Consider the following 3376-nt stretch of genomic DNA (forward strand, 5'->3'; position numbering starts at 1 on the left):
TCTTATGCCGACCTCCGAAATATGCCGATGACTTCAGCAATGGTGTGTTCCTGTAAAGCTTTTGGGGCTGTGTGGTCGGCATAGTCAGAGCGAGGTGAGCCAGGCCAGGATGTCGGGTTCGGGTTGGTAGGTCCCGGGTTTGACGCCTGGTGGCCTGGTCCGGTCGATGGCGGCTTGCTTGATGGCCATGTCGGCGTGCAGGTAGGCGTCGGTGCTGTGGGTGTCGGCGTGTCCGAGCCATAGCGCGATGACGGAGACGTCGACTCCGACGGTGAGCAGGTTCATCGCTGCGGTGTGCCGCAGGGTGTGCATCGTGACGTGCTTGGCGGTGAGGCTGGGACAGGTGGTCGTCGCGGTGGCAAGGTGCTTGGCGAGGCGATGTTCGAGTGCGTCGCGGGACAACGGTTGTCCGTGAGGACCGCAGAACAGCGCAGAGCCTGGCCGGGTCATCCGTTCGGCGAGGTAGGCCGTCATGGTGGTCGCGGTGGCTCTGGTCAGCGGGGTGATGCGTTGGCGACGTCCTTTGCCGGTGCAGGCGATGTGTGGTCCGGTGCCGAGGTGGATGTCGTCGTGGGTCAGTGAGCAGATCTCGCTGATTCGAAGTCCGGTCTGGGCGGTCATGGTCAGCAGGGCGTGGTCGCGTCGCCCGGTCCAAGTGGTGGAATCCGGTGCGGCCAGTAGTGCGTCGACTTCTGCGGGGGTGAGGAATTCGATGACGGGCCTGATTGTGCGTTTGGGTGGGATCGCCAGGACCTGGGTGATGGTGGCGGCGTGCTCGGGATGATCGGGCAGGGCCCGGCCGAGCACGGCGCGGATCGCGGTGAGTCGGGCGTTGCGGGTTCTGCTGTTGTTGCCACGTTTCTGTTCGAGGTGGTCGAGGAACCCGGTGACGTGCGCTGCGGTGATGGCGTCGAAGTCGAGTGCGTCGGCGGGAATCGCGAGTGTCGCGGTCAGGTACTTCAGCAGCATCCGCCAGGTGTCGCGGTAGGAGGCGATGGTGTTGACCGACAGGTCACGCTGGGTGTGGGCGAAGGTCGTGAAGTAGGTCTGCAGACTAATAGCCAAGGCGTTCACTGTATTTCACTTTCGGAGAGGGGTTCGAGCTTCCCGGCGGCCAGGGCCATGAGTTCGGCGGTCGCGGTCAGGTACCAGTAGGTGTGGGCGGCGTCGGAGTGCCCCAGCCAGGTGGCCAGCAGCGACAGCACCCGGTCGGGATCACCGCCGTGGGCGTAGGCCTTGGTCATGTGCGCGGTGGCGAAGGTGTGTCTGAGGTCGTGCAAACGGGGGCGTGCTCTGCCGCGCGGGGCGAGCTCGGCAGCTTCCCGGACTTGCTTGAATAAGGATTGGAATGACACGTAGAGGTATCCGGTTCCCTTGGAGGTCACGAAGACTGGGCCGTGGGGGTCGGGGCGGGTGGCCATCCGGGCAGGCAAAGCGATGTACTGCATGAGGGCGGCCGTCGTCGACGGGTGCACCGGGACGAGCCGCTGGTCGGACTTGGCGGCCTTGATCATCAGCAGGTCGTTGTGCTGGTTGATGTCAGGGACGCGCAGGTTCAGTGCTTCGCCGATCCGCAGGCCCGTGGCGGCGAGCAGACCGATGACGGTGCGTAGGGTGGCGGCGATCCGCTTGTCGGTGAACTCGGTGTCGCAGGCGGCAAGCAACGCATCGATGTCGTGTTGGCTGTAGATGAAGGGCACGGCTCGGGGCTTGTGGGCCGGCAGCAAGCCGCTGGGGATGATGGGGACATCGGCATCGTTGGCGTGGAGGTAGGCGGCGAAGCGGCGCACCAACGACAGGCGCGTCGCCCACCATGAGGGGTGCGCGTCGGGGTTGAGCCGGGCCCACGTCACGGCATCATCGATGGTGAACGTCCTTGTCTGGCCGCGAGCTTGGAGCCAGGTGCAGAACAAGCCGACCTGCCGTTCGAGGTCGTTGAGCTGAAAGCCGAGAGACCGGCGCAACTGCAAGTACTCATCGAGTCGTTCACGCAGTGTCCTCATTGCGGCACCTGCCCGAACGGGACGACCAACTCGCGCAGCGATGCGAGGTCCACTTTCGCGTAGCCCATCGTGGTGACCGTGTAGGCATGCCCCAGAAGCTCCTTGGCTTCGGTCAAGGAGCCACCTGCGGCCAACACGTCCATCGCGGCGGTGTGCCGCAGCCGGTGCGCGTAGATCCGGTCGATCCCCGCCAGATCCGATAACCGGGCGATGACCCCCGAGATGCCCGAGGTCGTCATCATCTGCCGCGGCGCCCGCAGTCGCACGAACACGGCCCGGTCCAGCGCGGGTGGCCGTAGCCGCAACCACGCCTCCAATGCCTGACCCACATCGACCGGGAGCGGCAACAGATGCTCGCGACCCTTGCCGGTGGCCCTGAGATGTCCACTTACCCAGTCGATGTCGTCGATCCGCAGACGGGCGGCCTCGCCGGCACGTAGGCCAAGCCGCACCAGGATCATGACGAGTGCCCGGTCTCGCGCCCCGAGCGCGGTGGCCGCATCGCACACACCCAGCAAGGCCGCGACCTGATCGGTGCCCACACCCCGCGGCAACGATCGCCGCGTCCCGGCAGCCTTGAGGATCCCGGCGCTCAGATCCCGATCGAGGCGGCCGGTGCTCAACGCCCACCGCAGCAGGCAGCGGACAGATCCGACGATGTGAGCACGAGCAACAACGCCGTAAGGGCGTCCACGCTCAGCGACGTACGCGTTGACGATCGACGTGTCCAGACGCCACCACTGCACCGACCCGTCAGCTGTCAACACCTCTAGAAGGCCGGCCGCATAGTGACAACGGGCCGCGATGGTCTTCTCGGCCAGGCCGCGCTGCTCATGCATCCACGAACACCAGTCCGCCACCGCGGTCTGCGCCGGCGTGAGTGGATCCGATTGGACTCCAACGAGACTCAGATAGCCAGCCGCAGTCAAGAACCTGCGCGTCGTGCCGATCCACTGCTTCACTGCCACGCACGGAAGATCTCGGGACCCCTCGACTGCGAGGAACCGGGCGAGCAGATCCTCGTCAATATCATCGGCCCCGGCGCCTACCAGCTGCATCCACCAGCTCAGCCGTTCCACCACATTGACGACCCCGGCTGCCGACCCCGGCGAGTAACCCAGCCCGGCCAACCATTGTGAACACTCGGCCAGCACCATCGGCGCCAACGGGCCCACCGGAACCCGCGGGACCCGAACCGGATACGGTCGAGCCGTCGACGATCTCTTCGTCACGGACCTCACCTCCAGACATTCCGTGCCTGAAGCGTGATCTCGACTACGCGACTATGCCGACCTTTTGCACCTCAATACCACCATTGGCCTGCACCATTGCTGAAGTCATCGGCATATTTCGGAGGTCGGCATAAGACATCA

Annotated in this window: 3 protein-coding genes; all 3 read right to left on the reverse strand. The window is 65.2% G+C overall.

Features of this window, described 5'->3' with window-relative positions; all coding sequences use genetic code 11:
- Positions 1 to 84 precede the first annotated feature (84 nt).
- The 3 genes from ABDV69_RS20690 to ABDV69_RS20700 are packed head-to-tail and all read right to left on the reverse strand — an operon-like array spanning position 85 to position 3235.
- Positions 85 to 1074: a tyrosine-type recombinase/integrase gene (locus tag ABDV69_RS20690; RefSeq protein ID WP_343577660.1), complete on the reverse strand. Its 990-nt coding sequence runs from the start codon at positions 1072 to 1074 to the stop codon at positions 85 to 87.
- Positions 1071 to 2003, reverse strand: coding sequence for a tyrosine-type recombinase/integrase (locus ABDV69_RS20695; protein WP_343577661.1), 933 nt, complete (start codon positions 2001 to 2003; stop codon positions 1071 to 1073). The genes ABDV69_RS20690 and ABDV69_RS20695 overlap by 4 nt, the downstream gene beginning before the upstream one ends.
- Positions 2000 to 3235, reverse strand: a complete 1236-nt coding sequence (locus ABDV69_RS20700) for a tyrosine-type recombinase/integrase (RefSeq protein WP_343577662.1) — start codon at positions 3233 to 3235, stop codon at positions 2000 to 2002. The genes ABDV69_RS20695 and ABDV69_RS20700 overlap by 4 nt, the downstream gene beginning before the upstream one ends.
- Positions 3236 to 3376 lie beyond the last annotated feature (141 nt).

Source organism: Mycobacterium sp. (genome assembly GCF_039583785.1).
Classification (GTDB): domain Bacteria; phylum Actinomycetota; class Actinomycetes; order Mycobacteriales; family Mycobacteriaceae; genus Mycobacterium.